This is a genomic window from Neobacillus niacini (genome assembly GCF_048572935.1).
Classification (GTDB): Bacteria; Bacillota; Bacilli; order Bacillales; family Cytobacillaceae; genus Neobacillus; species Neobacillus niacini.
This window is the reverse complement of the sequence record NZ_CP183883.1, coordinates 2,435,392-2,449,938: the sequence shown is the minus strand read 5'-3', so window position 1 is coordinate 2,449,938 and position 14,547 is coordinate 2,435,392. Positions and strand designations below refer to the sequence as shown.

Here is a 14,547-nt window from a genome sequence, read left to right as displayed (position 1 = left end):
ATACTCTTCGGTCACTCAAAGATTCTGCTTTGACCTAGATTTCCATTTTTTAACTTCACAAATAGACTGCATAAAAAATGACCTAGTTGAAAGTCACTAGGTCATATTTTCTATCTATCATTATCCTCTCAACACTGCTCCTGCCTTTTCTTTTAAGGCTTCAAGTACTTGAGTATGAACTTTTGTTACTTCTTCATCTGTTAATGTACGTTCTGGATCCATGTATTTCAGTGAATAGGCAATAGATTTTTTGCCTTCTTCCATACGTTCACCTTCATATAAATCAAAAACGCTGACTTCTTTAAGAAGCTTTCCGCCTGCTGATTGAATAACGTCCTTTAACACGCCTGATACTGTTTCTTTATCAACGACAAGAGCAATATCTCTTGTAATGGATGGGAAACGTGGAATGGCTTCGTATCTTAATGCCGCTGTCGCTTCTTCTAGAACTGCCTTCAATGAAAGTTCAAAAACATAAGTATCTTTCAAATCAAGCTCTTTTTGCATAGTTGGGTGTACTTGGCCGACAAAACCGATTCTTTCACCATTTAAGTGAATTTCAGCCGTTCTTCCTGGGTGCATGTTATCAACTTTCGCTTGAACATATGTCACACTTTCAGTAAGGCCAAGTTTTGCAAACAATCCTTCTAAAATGCCTTTTAACACATAGAAGTCAACAGCTTTTTTCTCACCCTGCCAAGAATGACTGTGCCAAAGACCTGTGACAGCACCAGCTAAATGCTCTTGTTCTTCAGGTAATATTTCGTTTCCATTTGCTAAGAATACCGCACCCGTTTCATAAACAGCAAGACTGTCGTTTTGGCGGGCACTGTTATATTTTAAAACTTCCAAAAGCTGCGGCATTATGCTTAAACGCAAGATACTGCGGTCCTCACTCATCGGCATTGCCAGACGAATAAAGTCACGTTTCTCCAGTGCGAATTGTGCTGCTTTTTCCTCACTTGTTAAGGAATACGTCACTGCTTGGTATAATCCTGCACCTTCCAAATATTGGCGGACTATTCGGCGCTTTTCTTGGTAATCTGATAACTTACCTGGTGTAGCGGAACCGAATGGCAATGTTTTAGGAATGTTATCATAGCCGTAAAGACGGGCTACTTCTTCAATTAAGTCTTCTTCGATTTTGATGTCACCACGTCGCGTAGGAGCTGTAACAGTGATTACATTCTCTTCAACATTTACAGTAAATTGAAGACGTTCGAAAATAGCTTCAACATCCTGAACAGTCAAGTTTGTGCCGATAACACTATTTATTTTTTCTAGAGTTATCGAAACCACTGCTGGTTCTACTGTAAGTGTATTAACTTCGGAAGCACCTTCTAGTACTTCGCCGCCAGCGTATTTTGCCATTAAGTATGCAGCACGCTCACCGGCAGCTCGTACGCGGTTAGGATCAACACCCTTTTCAAAACGAGCACTTGCTTCACTTCTTAAACCATGGTCTTTAGACGCTTTTCTTACCGTTCCACCTGTAAAATAAGCTGCCTCCAACAATACGGTTGTAGTATCTGAAGTAACCTCAGAATTGGCTCCACCCATTACTCCTGCTAATGCAACAGGCTCTTTTCCGTTTGTAATCACTAAATGGTCAGAAGTTAATGTACGTTCTACATCATCAAGCGTTAAGAACTTTTCACCATCATGAGCACGACGAACGAGAATTTCCTTTGAACCTAAACGATCATAGTCAAATGCATGCAGCGGCTGACCGTATTCCAAGAGAATGTAGTTGGTAATATCGACTACATTATTGTGCGGACGAATGCCAGCTGATATTAATCTGGTTTGCATCCATAGCGGCGCAGGACCGATTTTTACATTTTTAATGACTTTAGCAGCATATAAAGGATTATCTTCATTTGCTTCTACTTTTACCGTAATATAATCTGCGGCTTTTTCATTTACTGGCTGAACATCAATTTCTGGAAGCTTTACTTCTCTTCCTAGAATCGCTGCTACTTCGTAAGCCACCCCAAGCATGCTCAAGCAATCTGCGCGATTTGGAGTTAAACCAAGCTCAAGAACTTCATCATTACGATTTAATAATGCAATTGCGTCAGTGCCAACTTCTGCATCCTGAGGAAAAACAAAGATTCCTTCTGAATATTCCTTTGGCACAACCTTTGCTTCCACACCAAGTTCTGTTAAGGAGCAGATCATACCATTTGATTCTTCACCGCGAAGCTTTGCTCGTTTGATTTTAAAGTTTCCTGGTAATACTGCACCAACCGTTGCAACTGCTACCTTTTGACCTTGTGCCACATTCGGTGCGCCGCAAATTATTTGAACAGGTTCACCTTGACCGATGTCAACTTGGCATTTGCTAAGTTTATCAGCATTTGGATGTTGCACACGCTCAACAACATGACCAACTACTACTCCTGTAATTCCTTCGTTAAGGACATCTACACCCTCAACCTCAATCCCGCTTTTTGTGATTTTCTCTGCTAATTCAGAAGCTGATACTCCGGATAAGTCTACATAATCCTGGAGCCATTTATATGAAACGAACATTTTTAATCTCCTCCCTTATTCATGCTTAGAAAACTGTTTTAAGAAACGTACATCATTTGTATAGAAATGACGAATGTCATCGACACCGTATTTCAACATGGCGATTCGCTCTGGTCCCATACCGAACGCGAATCCAGTGTATTTTTTAGAATCATAGCCAGCCATTTCAAGAACGTTTGGATGGACCATTCCTGCACCAAGAATTTCAATCCAGCCTGTTTTCTTACAAACATTACAGCCGTGTCCGCCGCAAATCATACAGGAAATGTCCATTTCAACAGATGGTTCTGTGAATGGGAAGAAACTTGGGCGCAATCTGATTTCACGGTCTTCACCAAACATTTTTTTCGCAAAGATTTCTAATGTCCCATGAAGGTCACTCATGCGGATGTTTTCACCAACAACAAGACCCTCGATTTGCATGAACTGGTGAGAGTGTGTCGCATCATCATTATCACGGCGGTACACTTTACCTGGGCAAATAATTTTGATTGGCCCTTTCCCTTGGTTCTTTTCCATAGTTCGAGCTTGAACGGGTGAAGTGTGGGTACGCAGTAATATCTCATCAGTAATATAGAAGGAATCCTGCATATCGCGAGCAGGGTGACCTTTTGGTAAATTTAAAGCCTCAAAGTTATAATAATCCTGCTCCACTTCAGGCCCTTCAGCTACCTGATAACCCATACCAATGAATAAATCTTCAATTTCTTCAATGATTCGTGTTAATGGGTGGTGATTACCAACCTTAACGGGTCTTCCTGGCAGTGTAACATCAATGGATTCAGAGGCTAGTTTTTCTAAAACCGCAGCTTCCTCTAAATCCTTTTGTTTTGCTTCTAATGTAGTTGCAATCGCTTCACGAACTTCATTTGCAAGTGCTCCCATAATCGGACGCTCTTCTGCTGAAAGTTTACCCATTCCACGCAATACTTCCGTAATTGGACCTTTTTTTCCTAAGTAGGCAACGCGAATGTCATTCAATTCTTTTAAGCTTGAAGACTGTTCAATTTTTTGAATAGCTTCTTGCTGCAATTCCTTTAATCGTTCTTGCATCGTATTTCCTCCTTTTTAATCGTTAAATATAGAGCGGTTATTTTTCAACAAACAAAAAAACCCCATCCCTGGAAAGGGACGAGGTTTATAGTCGCGGTACCACCCTTGTAAACACGGTATGTATAAAACACATGTGTTCGCTTCATTGAGATAACGGCTTAGGCCGGTGCATCTTTACATTTCGATTTGAAATGGTCCCGATGCCAACTCAGGAGGTGAACTTCTCTTAACCTTCCCATAAAAGTGCTTTCAGTCAAGGCACTTTCTCCCTAAAATGGTCTTTGATAAGATACTTTTCTCCGTCATCGTTTTTGCTATTTTTCAATAATGTAGATAATTATATAATACTTTACTCCATGATTCAAACTAGTATCGTCTATTTTTTCAAAAAATATAACAGGATGCCTGTAGCGACTGCAACGTTCAGTGATTCGCTCTTGCCATAAATCGGAATATAAAGATTTGCAGTCGTCTTCGCCAGCAGTTCTTTATTAACACCATTTCCCTCATTGCCAACTAATAATCCATAAGACTCACTTGTTGAAATATCAGTATATGCTGAAGCACCTTCAAGTGCTGTACCGTAAACAGAAATATTTTTTTCATGGAGTCTTTCAATCCAATCATGTAGATCCCCTCTTATGATTGGCAAATGAAAATGACTTCCCTGTGCCGAGCGGAGTACTTTTGAGTTGTAAACATCGACACTTCCCTTTCCTACCACAACTGCGTCAATGCCTGCAGCATCAGCCGTACGAATCATCGTTCCTAGATTCCCTGGATCCTGTACGGCATCGATTAGCAAATACGTTTTTCCGTTTGGTACGTCTACTTGAACCTGCCGACAAACTGCATAGATTCCTTGTGGTGCCTCCGTTTCAGATAATGAATTGGAAATCTCCTCGGTTACAATCGTTACTGGTATTTCCCCAGAATCCCATCGCGGAGGAAGACCTGTCTTATCAGAGACTATAATCTCGATAACACTTTCACTTTGTTTTAATGCTTCTTCTACTAAATGAAAACCTTCTACTAAAAATGTCCCGGATCTATCTCGTTCCTTTTTCGTTAAAAGTTTTTTCCATTGTTTTACTTTTGGATTTTGAATGGATTCAATATGCTTCAAGTTTGTACTCCTTCAGTGTTTTTTCTCATTATATCCCAAAAAAAATACATAATAAAACTAAAATTAGAAATCATATTAGAGTAATACAGGATAAAAAGGAGTGAATTCATATGAACTTAAATTTACGGAATGCCATTATTCACAATGTTTCTGGTAACTCACAAGCAGAATTAGAGGATACAATTGTTGACGCTATTCAAAATGGAGAAGAAAAAATGCTCCCAGGATTAGGTGTATTATTTGAAGTCATTTGGAAAAATTCTTCTGAGGAAGAAAAGAAAGAAATGCTTGCAGCACTTGAAAGTGGATTAAAATAATTTTCCGGCTGCCGAATAATTTCGGCAGCTTTTCTAATGGAACCTATGGGACCGAAAAAGGAAATATATGGGGCAGGTGCGAGGGGCTCACTTTACCCAAATTGCAAAAATGTTTCTGTTCGGGCACGTGGTAGTATTAAAAAAATCCTCGACTTCACTGTCGAGGATTTAAACCATTATTCATACGTAATCTTATCAACTGTCTCCCGGTCTAATCGCTTAATGACTTCAACAATCAATTTAACCGCATTCTCATAGTCATCACGGTGAAGCATTGCAGCGTGAGTATGAATATAACGTGTTGCGATGGTAATAGGAATGGAAGGAACACCATGGTGCGCAGTATGAATAGGACCTGCATCCGTTCCGCCGCCAGGAATAACATCGAATTGATACGGAATATTTAACTCATCAGCAACATTGATAATAAGATCACGCAAGCCTTTATGGGCTACAAGAGTAGCGTCGTAGAGGATAATTTGCGGACCTTTCCCCATTTTACTCATTGCCTCTTTTTCAGAAATTCCTGGAGTATCCCCAGCAATCCCAACATCCACTGCAAAGCCAATATCCGGATTAATTTTTTCAGCTGAAGTACGGGCACCTCGAGAGCCAATTTCTTCTTGGGTTGTTCCTAGACCATAAACCTCATTCGGATGTTCCGTCCCTTTTAATTGCTTCATTACATCAATGGCGATCGCACAGCCAATTCGGTTATCCCATGCCTTTGCCAAGAGCAATTTTTCATTATTCATAACCGTAAATTCAAAATATGGTACGACCATATCACCAGGCAGGACGCCCCATTCCATAGCCTCCTCACGACTAGAGGCACCAATATCAATAAACATATCTTTGATTTCTACAGGTTTCTTACGGGCTTCCGCCGGCAAAATGTGCGGTGGCTTGGATCCGATGACCCCAACGATATCACCTTTATTGGTAACCACGGTGACGCGCTGTGCCAGCATAACTTGTGACCACCAGCCGCCTACGGTTTGAAAACGCAGGAAACCTTTGTCATCAATTTGCGTTACCATAAAACCTACCTCGTCCAAGTGCCCAGCTACGATGATTCTCGGCCCGCCCTCTTTTCCTACCTTCTTGGCAATTAAACTGCCAAGTCCATCAGTTGTGACTTCATCTGCATATGGCGCTATGTACTTTTTCATTACTTCGCGAACTTCCCTCTCGTTGCCGGGAATCCCATTGGCGTCGGTTAACTCCTTAAACATTGTTAACGTCTCGTCTAATTTAGCCATTGCTTCGCCCCCTTTTATGTCTGTTCAACCTTATTATACAGAAAATAATATTCAGCTAATAATTATTCTGCTGTCTTTGATAATTTACTTCATTTTTTGCAAAATATGCTTTTTCCATTTCCTCATAAGATATTCCAAGCACGGTACCTAGTTGTAAATAGCATTGAAGTAAAATTTGGAAATCACAATCCTTCTTGCTGTCTTTAAATTCATTTACTTTTTCATAAATCAAAAGGAATTGCTCTGTAGTGCTCACTGTTGAAGGTTCCAATTCAAGTTTGTAATCTAGGTTCTGAAAACCACATTCAATTCCTAAAGATAATATAAAGTGTATTCCATCAACAAACTCCTCTAATACAACACTTTTTTCCGACGATGGCTTGATACTCCAAAACTTGAAACAGCGTGTTTCATTTGCCAATTCTCCTAGCTCCACCAGCAAAGCAAGAACCTTTCTATTAAATAAATCTTCGTTCTGTAATTCATGCTTCTCCACAATATGCTGATCTAACGCTTGCTGCATTCTAAATAATTTTTCTAACTGCATTTTATCACTCCCTCTGCAAAATTATATCAAACTGCGCGGAGAATGAAACTTTTCTCCTTCCAGTTCGTATAGTAGGAAAAAGGTCTAGGAGGCAATGTCATGGTTTGGCTGCTGCGCTTAGCGCTTGTTTTCTTGTTTTTCTTCTTTGTTTTTGTAACAATGAAGTTCCTCCTCAAACCAACTCGTAAATTAGAAGCAGCACGAAAGCACAAACGCTTTTTACTGCTAGATAATGAGGAGGTCATTAAGAATTTTCAGGTTACCTACAATGGTGCAGTGTTTACAGGAGAAAAATACTTAGGGGCCACGAAAAACAATATAGATGTTGTTTCTATTTCACTTTCACCGAACCATCCCACTGCGGTTCAAGGAATGGCTAAGGAAGACTTTTATTTTATTGAAAAAAAGATACTTGAAAAATATCCTGCTGCCCAAATTCATTGGAAAAGCCCAATACATGAGTTTTTGCAACAAAAATAGCCGCTTAACCAGCGGCTTTTTCCTTTGTTCTCTTAAAGAACTCCTTCCATTTAATTATATTTTGTTTTTCTCTTAAAAGATAAACGAGTATAGTTAAACCTAGAAGAATCAAAATGATTAGAGAAGGTGTAAAGGTAGATATATACTCTCCGAATATTGTAAAGAAAAGAGCAATTGGAATATTGGTTAGGAATGAAGCCTTCATGTACTCTTTAAATTTAGGTTTTCTTTGTTTTAAACAAAAGCTCAATAGATGGTAATGTACAAAAGGAATAAGTCTTAAAATGGCTATTTGACCAACCGTAAGATTTCGATATTCTCCGAACCACCGATTTTTAATTTTTATAATGCGCTCCTGTGTTTTCGGCATTCTATCAATAAATGCATAAAAGAAAACGCTAACCCCCATTAAACCGATAACGGAATAAATAGTTCCCCATAAAGTTCCAAACAGAACACCGCCAGCAATGATGACAACTGATACAGGAATAAATAAGAACGATCTGAGCAGATGAAATAACACGAAAGCAAGTGGAGCAAAAACGCCGCCAGCTTCCACCATGATTAACAGCAAAGACAAGTCCTCATTCATTTACATGCCCCCTGGGTGCTGCTCTTTTCTTGTTAATTAAAGATATAAAAAGGGGCAGGCTGTTATGTCTGCAACGTAAAAAAATAACCCAAAAGTATGATTTCAGCAGCTGCTAGAAGGGGAAAACCCACCTTAAAAGATAAATGCTTTGTTTTATGACGGTATAGTTGCATTCCTAATGTCGTGCCAACGGCTCCTCCAAATAACGCTACGAGCCATAATGTCTTTTCACTAATACGGTATTGATGTTTTTTTGCCCGTTCTTTGTCTACTTTCATCACAATCATACCAATAAGATTCATGATGATGTATCCAACTAAAATGGTAGTCACTTCCCCATCTCCCCTATAGAAAAAGCCATCCTCTTATTGAGAATGGCTTAATGAATTATTTCTGCTGTTGTTTTGCAACGTTTGCTAATTCAGTAAATGCTGCTGCATCGCTTACTGCTAATTCAGCAAGCATTTTGCGGTTTACTTCGATACCAGCAAGCTTTAAGCCATGCATTAAACGGCTGTAAGAAAGACCGTTCATACGAGCTGCTGCGTTGATACGAGTAATCCAAAGTTTGCGGAAGTCGCGCTTCTTCTGGCGACGATCGCGGAATGCATACATTAAAGATTTCATAACCTGTTGGTTAGCTACTTTGTATAATGTATGTTTTGAACCATAATAACCTTTTGCTAATTTAATAACTTTTTTACGACGCTGACGCGTTACAGTACCGCCTTTTACACGTGGCATGAATTTTTCCTCCTATATCAATCGTTAACGATTATTTAAGATTTGTTAATAAGAAACGGATGCGTTTGAAATCGCCTTTAGAAACAAGTGAAGCTTTGCGAAGCTTACGCTTAGCTTTTGTAGATTTGTTTGCAAATAAATGGCTAGTATAAGCGTGTGAACGCTTCAGTTTACCAGAACCAGTTTTCTTGAAACGCTTTGCAGCGCCACGGTGAGTTTTCATTTTTGGCATTGGGATAGTCCTCCTTATTACTTTTCAGTTTTAGGTGCTAGAACGAGGAACATGCTTCGTCCATCCATTTTTGGATGAGATTCAATTGTTGCAACTTCCTTGCACTCTGTAGCAAAACGGTCTAATACACGTTGACCGATTTCTTTATGGGTAATCGCCCGGCCCTTGAAGCGGATTGAAGCTTTTACCTTGTCGCCTTTTTCCAAAAACTTAATCGCATTGCGAAGTTTTGTATTAAAGTCATGCTCATCAATTGTTGGGCTGAGACGAACTTCTTTTGTAACAATAATCTTTTGATTCTTTCGAGCTTCTTTTTCTTTCTTTTGATTCTCGAATTTAAATTTGCCATAGTCCATAATTCGGGCTACCGGAGGCTTCGCATTTGGTGCAACTAGTACCAAATCAAGATTCACTCGTCCGGCAATCTCCAGCGCTTCAAATTTGGTTTTAATACCTAATTGTTCGCCGTTCTGATCAATTAGACGAACTTCGCGAGCGCGAATACCCTCATTTAACAACATGTCTTTGCTAATAATTAGCCACCTCCAAGGTTTTCACGAATACAACTTTCGGGTCAAGATAGTCAGCTGACTGACTTTTGACGCTATGCTGTTTCGGCAAGAAATGAACAACTTTTTTTAAATGCTTTGTTTTTACAAATAAAAAAGTGCGGATGTATACACCCACACTTTACGAAACAAAAGTAATAAACCAAAGAGTTCACGTAAAACCTGCCAACTGCCAATTGCGTCAATCAGGTGAGAAGCGGGTGCTTCTTCTTTTCCCAAAACTAGTATTCAATTTTCCTTAGTTACTATAACATAAGCAAAGACGTGATGTCAAACATGCATTTCGTATGACAACGAAATTCATTTTATCAAGAAACGAAAAATTATTCAATAGAAATTTTTTCTTTTCAAAAAAACAAAGGGAGAAAACCTCCCTTTGTTAAACCATTATCCTCTTTTTACTTCTGCAAGTAATGACTCAAGGTATTCTGCAAATGGTACTGTTTCTGATTTTTGTTCTCCGTATTTGCGGACGTTGACGGCATTTTCTTCTACTTCTTTGTCACCGACAACGAGCATGTATGGAATTTTTTGCATTTGGGCTTCTCTGATTTTGTAGCCAATTTTTTCATTACGGCCATCTAATTCAACACGGAAGCCTTGATTTTGAAGCTGTTCCTGAACCTGCTTTGCAAAGTCAAAATGCACGTCAGGTGAAACTGGAATGACTTGTACCTGTACGGGAGCAAGCCAAGTTGGGAATGCCCCTTTGTATTCTTCAATTAAGAAGGCTACAAAGCGTTCCATTGTTGACACGACTCCACGGTGGATAACCACTGGACGGTGCTGCTTGCCGTCTTCCCCAACATAAGTTAAATCAAATCGTTCAGGAAGTAAGAAGTCCAACTGAACAGTAGAGAGGGTTTCTTCTTTTCCTAAAGCTGTTTTCACTTGAACATCAAGTTTAGGACCGTAGAAAGCTGCTTCTCCTTCTGCTTCATAATAATCAAGGCCAAGGTCATCCATTGCTTCCTTCAGCATACTTTGCGCTTTTTCCCACATTGCATCATCATCGAAGTACTTTTCAGTATCTTGTGGATCACGGTAGGATAGACGGAAGGAATAGTCCTTGATATTGAAATCTTTGTATACTTCTAGAACAAGATTAACAACTCGCTTAAATTCATCTTTAATTTGGTCTGGTCGAACAAAGATATGCGCATCATTTAAGGTCATTCCACGAACACGCTGTAAACCTGATAAAGCACCAGACATTTCATAACGATGCATCGTTCCAAGCTCAGCAATCCGGATTGGAAGTTCACGATAGCTGTGAATCGCATTTTTGTACACCATCATGTGGTGCGGACAGTTCATTGGGCGAAGAACCAATTGCTCGTTATCCATATCCATTACAGGGAACATATCTTCCTGGTAATGATCCCAGTGACCTGAAGTTTTGTATAAATCGACACTTCCCATGATCGGAGTATAAACATGGTCATACCCAAGACGCTGCTCTTTATCAACAATATATCTTTCAACCACTCGACGGATTGTTGCGCCTTTTGGAAGCCATAATGGCAGCCCTTGTCCAACTAATTGAGAGCTAGTAAACAGGTTTAACTCTTTACCAATCTTACGATGATCACGTTCTTTCGCTTCTTCAAGTAAACGAAGGTGCTCTTTCAAATCCTCTTTCTTGAAGAAAGCAGTACCGTAAATACGCTGAAGCATTTTGTTTTTGCTGTCACCGCGCCAGTACGCTCCCGCGATGCTCAATAATTTGAATTCTTTAATTTTACCGGTTGAAGGAACGTGGATACCTCGGCAAAGGTCAGCGAAGTCACCCTGTTCATAGATTGTAACTTGCTCATCATCAGGAATCGCTTCAATTAGCTCAAGCTTGTAAGGGTCGCCTTCTGCTTTGAAGAACTGAACCGCTTCTGCCCGGCTTACTTCTTTACGAACGATCTCGATATTTTCATTGACGATTTTCGCCATTTCCTTTTCAATTTTCGGTAAATCCTCTGGAGTAATGGATTCCTCGAGGTCGATATCATAATAGAACCCACCTTCGATTACTGGACCTACACCAAGGTTTACCTCTTTGCCGTACAGCCTTTTAATCGCTTGAGCCATTAAGTGAGCTGTACTATGACGTAAAATCTCCAAAGCCTCTTTTGATTCTGGGACAACGATTTCTATTGAACCGTCTTCTTCGATTGGACGGCGAAGATCAAATAATTGACCATTCCATTTCCCAGCGATTGCCTTTTTCTTAAGTCCCGGGCTGATGGAAGCGGCAATATCTTCGGTTGTTGTTCCACGAGGAAACTCCTTTACTGCCCCATCTGGAAACGAAATCTTAACAACGTCTGACATGGTAATTCCTCCTTTGATTTGAGCGCTCGAGACAAATTTGTCTGTAAAACGCTGTTTAAAATGGCTCTGTTATTATTCATTGTTGATTTTCGTATAGAGTTGAAAATTCATAGGCGGAGAATTTCCGGCTATTGTATATTGAGGAAGCTTAAGAAGCAGATAAAAGCGGTGATATTCCGGTTAACTGCTTTAAATAAGACAAATTCCAAGAATTTGGATACAATAAGCGGAAAAACTCCGTTATTTTTAAGGATAATATAGGTGTTTCCTGATTTAAACGGAAATTCTCCGATTATTTTCCAAACACAGAGAAATCAACATTCAGTTTAACAGAGCCTAAAAAATAAAAAAACCCGTCCCTGGAAAAGGGACGAGTTTAATAAACACGTGGTTCCACCCAATTTTTCATTTTTATAAGAAACATAAAAACGACTTTAGGACAGGGTAACGGGCTGTTTCCCGTCAGACGATTACTCACTTCAAAGAAGCGTTCACCGCTGAAGTTTAAAGGTGGTAAGCATTCAATCCGTGCTAGGAGGCTTTCAGCCTGCGTCCTCCCTCTCTGGTAACCGTGAATAAATACTGTTGTCCTTATCATTACTTTTGCTTGATATATTGATGTCTAGCTTCAGCGCCTAGCCCCTCGAGTCATAAGCCAATCGCTTCGGAAGGCAAAAGACGCCTTCTGTCAGCGCTCGTCTTATGCTTGTCGGGGCTGGACAAGGCGCTTCAGCATTTCGGACTATGTAGGTTATTATAATGATTCTATTTTGAAAAATCAATACACCAAGCATACAATTTCCCATTATATTTCAAGCACCATTTCCATTTGCAGAGTTTTTCTGACGAAGCCATTCCTTTGTATGCCGCAAACCTTTGTATGACTTTATTAATACTCTTTCTTCAAAGATGTTCTTAATGGTTCTCACAAGGGGTTCATCCGTATTCTTTGTATAGAGGAAAATGTTCTTTGGCGCAATTGATAGTAATGGTGCAATGGAAGCCGAATCTACATAAACCGGATGATTAAACAAAAGCTTCCGGTCAATCATTTTCATCAATTCTGCCCTTTTTATCTCTTCAAATTGCTCATCAAAAAAAGTAATTTCCTCATCAAATAAAAGGTGCAGTGTGACCATTTTTGGCTCACGGCTCGCTAAAAAATCCCTTAATGTTTGAATAAACATTTGATATTCTTGCTCCATTTTATATTCATCAATGGATATCTCGACGTAACTCTCTAACATTTTCAAATAAGGACGCAATCGAAATTTTAAAAAGGAGTCAAACGAGAACGAGATATGATCCTGAAAGATTTCCTCCACAACTTCTCTAATTTGAGATTCTTCACCATTTTCCTTAATGAAAACAGCTAAATCCTCCCGCTGACCTTCAAGGACAGAATAAATGATGTCCATAATATGCTCCTGCTCTTCTTGGTCCTCAAAATAATATTGCTCTTGTAAAATAGCCCTAAACCAGTCATCACGTTTTATTTTTATGATAAATTCATAGAATGCCTCTTTGACCTCTCCAAACCTAACAATACTTTCCGAAATTTTCACTATATGTCGATCTTCTATAAGAAGAATATCTTCATTATTTGGATGATACCGTAAGCACTTCAGCAAGTGATCATAACATCTCTTCGCATCCATCTTGCTTCGGAAGATGATTTCTGCCAACCAAATCCCCCCTTTATTCCATACTCTGTTTTACATTTATATGGGGGACTTGGCCAAAATAGAAGTTTATACGTTATGAATACACCAATATTGTGAAAAAAAAATAAGGATTACCGAAAATGCTTCGGTAATCCACTTACATTTATATTTTAATCACGGCGATTTGGTCCATCAACAAGAACAGGATCACTTAAACTACGAATTCTTTCCATAATTCTCCGTGCTTTCATCTTTTCCTCTTCACCACGCTGGCTGTAGGTTAAATGGTGCTCAAGCCCCTGGAAGTCAAAATTTGAGGTAAAGAAGGTTGGAAGCTTTTCAAGCATCCTGAACTGCAAGATTGGTCCAAGTACTTCATCTCTTGTCCAGCTGGATACTGCCTCGGCGCCGATATCATCAAGCATTAAAATCGGTTCTTTTTTCAATGCTTCGATTTTTTCGTTTAAAGTAGAATCGCCAATCGCACTTTTCATTTCTCGCAGCAGTTCTGGAACATAAACAATCATGGTTGGGATTTGCTTTTTAGCAAGTTCGTTGGCTATAGCCCCTAACAAAAAGGATTTTCCTACTCCAAATTTTCCATATAGATACAATCCCTTAGGCTTTAATCCCGCCTCATAATTCATTAAAAAAGTTGCTGCCCGGTCCCCTGCGTCCAAACGGCCCAAGTCACCCTCAAAATCCTCAAAGGTAGCTTCCAATATATCTCTAGGTACATATAAACTCTTAATAAGCTTTTGATTTTTCTTTTGCTCATCCGCCATCACTTTTCTAGGACAGCGTTTATAAACAACATCAATTGAGTTTCGTACCAGTACTAAATCAGGGTGGTATCCCTTCATGAAATTTATACAGCCATCAAGACTTTCACAGCGATTACATTCTTTACTCTGCTGAGTGTATTCATAAAGTTTACTCATGCTTTTTTCAATCGAATGCTGATTCAGCTCATTTTCATGTTCTGTTAGAAATGCATGAATATCAGGATGATTTAATACTTGCTTTCGCTGCTCTTCATAACGCTTTTGAAAATTTTCATTCGAGGCTAATCGCTTAATTGTTCGATTTATCTTTTCCAAT

At 39.4% G+C, this 14,547-nt stretch carries 15 protein-coding genes and 2 other annotated features; of the genes, 2 read left to right on the top strand and 13 right to left on the bottom strand.

The features are described from left to right. Nucleotides 1–120: 120 nt before the first annotated feature. The 3 genes from pheT to ACN6MT_RS11755 all read right to left on the bottom strand — a co-directional run bounded on the left by pheT (nucleotide 121) and on the right by ACN6MT_RS11755 (nucleotide 4,714). The gene (gene pheT, locus ACN6MT_RS11765; RefSeq protein ID WP_419955994.1) at nucleotides 121–2,535 is read right to left on the bottom strand and encodes a phenylalanine--tRNA ligase subunit beta; all 2,415 of its coding nucleotides are present in this window, start codon (nucleotides 2,533–2,535) and stop codon (nucleotides 121–123) included. A 15-nt stretch (nucleotides 2,536–2,550) separates the two neighbouring features. Further along, on the bottom strand, nucleotides 2,551–3,588 hold the full coding sequence (gene pheS / locus ACN6MT_RS11760; protein WP_034676894.1) for a phenylalanine--tRNA ligase subunit alpha: 1,038 nt from the start codon (nucleotides 3,586–3,588) through the stop codon (nucleotides 2,551–2,553). A gap of 71 nt (nucleotides 3,589–3,659) precedes the next feature. Next, nucleotides 3,660–3,903: a binding site (T-box leader), on the bottom strand. Nucleotides 3,904–3,964: 61 nt separating this feature from the next. Beyond that, complete coding sequence (locus ACN6MT_RS11755; RefSeq protein WP_419955993.1) at nucleotides 3,965–4,714, bottom strand: TrmH family RNA methyltransferase; 750 nt, start codon at nucleotides 4,712–4,714, stop codon at nucleotides 3,965–3,967. 110 nt (nucleotides 4,715–4,824) lie between these two features. Between ACN6MT_RS11755 and sspI the strand changes: the two genes are divergently transcribed. Beyond that, the gene (sspI, locus tag ACN6MT_RS11750) at nucleotides 4,825–5,031 is read left to right on the top strand and encodes a small acid-soluble spore protein SspI (RefSeq protein ID WP_034676891.1); all 207 of its coding nucleotides are present in this window, start codon (nucleotides 4,825–4,827) and stop codon (nucleotides 5,029–5,031) included. Nucleotides 5,032–5,207: 176 nt separating this feature from the next. Here sspI and ACN6MT_RS11745 read toward each other — a convergent pair whose 3' ends face one another. Then, nucleotides 5,208–6,293, bottom strand: a complete 1,086-nt coding sequence (locus ACN6MT_RS11745; RefSeq protein WP_419955992.1) for a M42 family metallopeptidase — start codon at nucleotides 6,291–6,293, stop codon at nucleotides 5,208–5,210. Nucleotides 6,294–6,348: 55 nt separating this feature from the next. Beyond that, on the bottom strand, nucleotides 6,349–6,840 hold the full coding sequence (locus ACN6MT_RS11740; protein ID WP_419955991.1) for a dUTP diphosphatase: 492 nt from the start codon (nucleotides 6,838–6,840) through the stop codon (nucleotides 6,349–6,351). Nucleotides 6,841–6,939: 99 nt separating this feature from the next. Between ACN6MT_RS11740 and ACN6MT_RS11735 the strand changes: the two genes are divergently transcribed. Next, nucleotides 6,940–7,320, top strand: coding sequence for a hypothetical protein (locus tag ACN6MT_RS11735; protein ID WP_034676885.1), 381 nt, complete (start codon nucleotides 6,940–6,942; stop codon nucleotides 7,318–7,320). Between the two features lie 4 nt (nucleotides 7,321–7,324). Here the strand turns inward: ACN6MT_RS11735 and ACN6MT_RS11730 are convergent, their stop codons facing one another. The 8 genes from ACN6MT_RS11730 to dnaI form a co-directional block, all read right to left on the bottom strand. Then, on the bottom strand, nucleotides 7,325–7,912 hold the full coding sequence (locus ACN6MT_RS11730) for a TVP38/TMEM64 family protein (protein WP_419955990.1): 588 nt from the start codon (nucleotides 7,910–7,912) through the stop codon (nucleotides 7,325–7,327). Between the two features lie 62 nt (nucleotides 7,913–7,974). Continuing rightward, the gene (locus tag ACN6MT_RS11725; protein WP_419955989.1) at nucleotides 7,975–8,244 is read right to left on the bottom strand and encodes a DUF1294 domain-containing protein; all 270 of its coding nucleotides are present in this window, start codon (nucleotides 8,242–8,244) and stop codon (nucleotides 7,975–7,977) included. Nucleotides 8,245–8,299: 55 nt separating this feature from the next. Continuing rightward, nucleotides 8,300–8,656 (bottom strand): 50S ribosomal protein L20, encoded by a 357-nt coding sequence (gene rplT, locus ACN6MT_RS11720; protein ID WP_034676881.1) that lies wholly within the window; start codon nucleotides 8,654–8,656, stop codon nucleotides 8,300–8,302. Between the two features lie 31 nt (nucleotides 8,657–8,687). Then, nucleotides 8,688–8,888, bottom strand: a complete 201-nt coding sequence (gene rpmI / locus ACN6MT_RS11715; RefSeq protein WP_034676880.1) for a 50S ribosomal protein L35 — start codon at nucleotides 8,886–8,888, stop codon at nucleotides 8,688–8,690. A gap of 17 nt (nucleotides 8,889–8,905) precedes the next feature. Next, nucleotides 8,906–9,409 carry a translation initiation factor IF-3 gene (gene infC, locus ACN6MT_RS11710; RefSeq protein ID WP_034676878.1) on the bottom strand — a complete coding sequence of 168 codons (504 nt, stop codon included), beginning with the start codon at nucleotides 9,407–9,409 and terminating at the stop codon, nucleotides 8,906–8,908. Between the two features lie 134 nt (nucleotides 9,410–9,543). After that, nucleotides 9,544–9,675 (bottom strand) — a sequence feature (ribosomal protein L20 leader region). A 169-nt stretch (nucleotides 9,676–9,844) separates the two neighbouring features. Continuing rightward, the gene (thrS, locus tag ACN6MT_RS11705; protein ID WP_419955988.1) at nucleotides 9,845–11,782 is read right to left on the bottom strand and encodes a threonine--tRNA ligase; all 1,938 of its coding nucleotides are present in this window, start codon (nucleotides 11,780–11,782) and stop codon (nucleotides 9,845–9,847) included. An 812-nt stretch (nucleotides 11,783–12,594) separates the two neighbouring features. Then, a complete protein-coding gene (gene ytxC / locus ACN6MT_RS11700; protein WP_052106433.1) occupies nucleotides 12,595–13,467 on the bottom strand; it encodes a putative sporulation protein YtxC in 873 nt (290 codons plus the stop codon). 149 nt (nucleotides 13,468–13,616) lie between these two features. Next, nucleotides 13,617–14,546, bottom strand: a complete 930-nt coding sequence (gene dnaI, locus ACN6MT_RS11695; RefSeq protein WP_419955987.1) for a primosomal protein DnaI — start codon at nucleotides 14,544–14,546, stop codon at nucleotides 13,617–13,619. Nucleotide 14,547 lies beyond the last annotated feature (1 nt).

What these genes read in the sequence shown, in the direction of transcription:
- pheT (WP_419955994.1), bottom strand. Translation starts at nt 2,535, where the DNA reads ATGTTCGTTTCATATAAATGGCTCCAGGATTATGTAGACTTATCCGGA.
- pheS (WP_034676894.1), bottom strand. Translation starts at nt 3,588, where the DNA reads ATGCAAGAACGATTAAAGGAATTGCAGCAAGAAGCTATTCAAAAAATT.
- sspI (WP_034676891.1), top strand. Translation starts at nt 4,825, where the DNA reads ATGAACTTAAATTTACGGAATGCCATTATTCACAATGTTTCTGGTAAC.
- ACN6MT_RS11745 (WP_419955992.1), bottom strand. Translation starts at nt 6,293, where the DNA reads ATGGCTAAATTAGACGAGACGTTAACAATGTTTAAGGAGTTAACCGAC.
- ACN6MT_RS11740 (WP_419955991.1), bottom strand. Translation starts at nt 6,840, where the DNA reads ATGCAGTTAGAAAAATTATTTAGAATGCAGCAAGCGTTAGATCAGCAT.
- ACN6MT_RS11735 (WP_034676885.1), top strand. Translation starts at nt 6,940, where the DNA reads ATGGTTTGGCTGCTGCGCTTAGCGCTTGTTTTCTTGTTTTTCTTCTTT.
- ACN6MT_RS11730 (WP_419955990.1), bottom strand. Translation starts at nt 7,912, where the DNA reads ATGAATGAGGACTTGTCTTTGCTGTTAATCATGGTGGAAGCTGGCGGC.
- rplT (WP_034676881.1), bottom strand. Translation starts at nt 8,656, where the DNA reads ATGCCACGTGTAAAAGGCGGTACTGTAACGCGTCAGCGTCGTAAAAAA.
- rpmI (WP_034676880.1), bottom strand. Translation starts at nt 8,888, where the DNA reads ATGCCAAAAATGAAAACTCACCGTGGCGCTGCAAAGCGTTTCAAGAAA.
- infC (WP_034676878.1), bottom strand. Translation starts at nt 9,409, where the DNA reads ATGTTGTTAAATGAGGGTATTCGCGCTCGCGAAGTTCGTCTAATTGAT.
- thrS (WP_419955988.1), bottom strand. Translation starts at nt 11,782, where the DNA reads ATGTCAGACGTTGTTAAGATTTCGTTTCCAGATGGGGCAGTAAAGGAG.